This window comes from Pyxidicoccus fallax (genome assembly GCF_012933655.1).
Taxonomy (GTDB): domain Bacteria; phylum Myxococcota; class Myxococcia; order Myxococcales; family Myxococcaceae; genus Myxococcus; species Myxococcus fallax.
This window is the reverse complement of sequence record NZ_JABBJJ010000824.1, coordinates 1-322: the sequence shown is the minus strand read 5'-3', so window position 1 is coordinate 322 and position 322 is coordinate 1. Positions and strand designations below refer to the sequence as shown.

The window sequence follows — 322 nt, the reverse complement described above, 5'->3', positions numbered from 1 at the left end:
CTTTCGGCCTCGGCTTAGGTTCCGGCTAACCCTGGGAAGATTAACTTGACCCAGGAAACCTTGGGTTTACGGCGAGGGGGTTTCTCACCCCCTTTATCGCTACTCATTTCGGCATCAGCACTCCCAGTCGCTCCAGCCGCCTTTTCAGTCGACCTTCGCTGCAACTGGGACGCTCCCCTACCGCCATGCGCTTTACGCATGACCCGAAGCTTCGGCACTAGTCTTGAGCCCCGTTACATTTTCGGCGCGGCCTGTCTTGACCAGTGAGCTATTACGCTTTCTTTAAAGGATGGCTGCTTCTAAGCCAACCTCCTGGTTGTCA

1 rRNA gene is annotated in these 322 nt (G+C 55.6%); it reads right to left on the bottom strand.

What is annotated here, in order from left to right:
- Positions 1-322: ribosomal RNA gene (locus tag HG543_RS54340) — 23S ribosomal RNA — on the bottom strand; the annotation flags it as partial.